Source organism: Ancylobacter sonchi (genome assembly GCF_018390695.1).
GTDB lineage: Bacteria > Pseudomonadota > Alphaproteobacteria > Rhizobiales > Xanthobacteraceae > Ancylobacter > Ancylobacter sonchi.
Genome location: NZ_JAHBGF010000002.1, coordinates 2,256 through 3,751 on the forward strand (window position 1 = coordinate 2,256; position 1,496 = coordinate 3,751).

Genomic DNA, 1,496 nt, shown 5'->3' on the forward strand with positions numbered 1-1,496 from the left:
CGACCTCTCGCTCGACCGGGAGATGGCGCAGGATATCGTCCGCCGAAAAATCTGAGGCCTGGTCGCAAGCGCGAGCTCGTCGGCGTGATGTGTGATGAGTGGCAGGCGCGATCCGGCGGGCTTGTGCGGCTCTGGAGTTCGACAGGCCCACGTAACCATTACAGATCCTGCCGATCCGACCACGCCCCATGTCCACGACCAGCTGGCCACCGGGCGCAAGATCCGCGTGCTGACCGTGGTCGACACCTTCTCGCGCTTCTCGCCAGTGGTCGATCCACGCTTCAGCTATCGGGCCGAGCATATGGTTGCGACGCTGGAAAGGGTTTGCGCCAAGGTGGGCTATCCGCGAACGACCCGTGTCGATCAAGGCTCGGAGTTCAGCAGCCGTGACCTGGATCTAAGGGCCTATGCGAAGGGGGTGACGTTGGACTTCTCCCGGTCGGGAAAGCCCACCGATAACGCGTTCATCGAGGCTTCAACGGTCGCTTCCGGAGCGAGTGCCTGAACACGCATTGGTTCCTGACGCTTGCGGATGCGGCCGAAAAGATGGAGGCTTGGCTCAGATACTACAACGAGGATCGGCCGCACGGGGCCATCTGCCACAAGCCCCCGATCTCGCTGCAGAACCCCGGCGGCATAGCCAGCCCACCGCCGTGAAGCCGGCCGGAAACTCCAGCATCCGGCCGTCCAGAAAATGGTCTCGGATCATCAACCCTCGGACTCTCTCCTAAGCCGAAGGAGAAAAGGGTCTCAGGTTAATCGCGAACTACAACAACGATCGTTCTCAGATGATCGTTGTTGTAGTCGTGAAACTCTAATAGCACTCTTCGGCTACCAATTTGTAGCCACCAACGGCCAGCGCGATTAAAATAAATTACATACCTGTCATTCTTGGGCAGTTGCTGCGTCAGCCTTCACCGTTGGATGGCGCCGACGGTCTGAAGAAAAGCGACTTACATCAAATTGGACGATAACGAACTTAATCAGTTCCATATCATCTTCAGCGTTCCGACGTGCTGCCGCGGCAGATGCTTTCAGGGATTCCTCAGCCTCCAAGATCCCAGGAAAATCCCCAACAAGCGACCGCTCAGGGACCATATACTTAATGCCCTTGGTACTAGCGATCCACGGCGCCCATCCACGCCTTCGAGCAGCAGCGACAAAATTCTCAACTTCTGAATGCGGAGAAATTTCGAAACTCAAAAGAAAATTCGCCATGAGAAACCCAATCGATAGTGAGTGAAGGTGTACGATCGAATTATCCTATATATTGGGATGGGATGGAAGGAGCAGTGGCATCTGAGAGGGATAAAATAGCCGGCTCCGGCCCGCCCCGAGTTTGTCGGAGTGGCCTACTGCCGGTTTCGTGGGCACGGAGATAAGGCCTGACGTGCTGCTCTGACTTCCTGCCACGGATAAGTTGGGTCTTCGATCAGGAGAAGGGCCATGCGGCGCAGCCTTTTCAGCGAAGAGCAGCTCATTTCGGTGCTGAAAGA

At 56.6% G+C, this 1,496-nt stretch carries 1 protein-coding gene and 1 pseudogene; one reads left to right on the forward strand and one right to left on the reverse strand.

Annotated elements, in window-relative coordinates; translation table 11 throughout:
• A pseudogene (locus tag KHC28_RS00080) lies at positions 1 to 657 on the forward strand (integrase core domain-containing protein); the annotation flags it as partial.
• 228 nt (positions 658 to 885) lie between these two features.
• On the opposite strand, the gene KHC28_RS00085 reads toward KHC28_RS00080, so the two are convergent.
• Positions 886 to 1,218: a hypothetical protein gene (locus KHC28_RS00085; RefSeq protein ID WP_214006308.1), complete on the reverse strand. Its 333-nt coding sequence runs from the start codon at positions 1,216 to 1,218 to the stop codon at positions 886 to 888.
• Positions 1,219 to 1,496: the final 278 nt, after the last annotated feature.

What these genes read in the sequence shown, in the direction of transcription:
- KHC28_RS00085 (WP_214006308.1), bottom strand. Translation starts at nt 1,218, where the DNA reads ATGGCGAATTTTCTTTTGAGTTTCGAAATTTCTCCGCATTCAGAAGTT.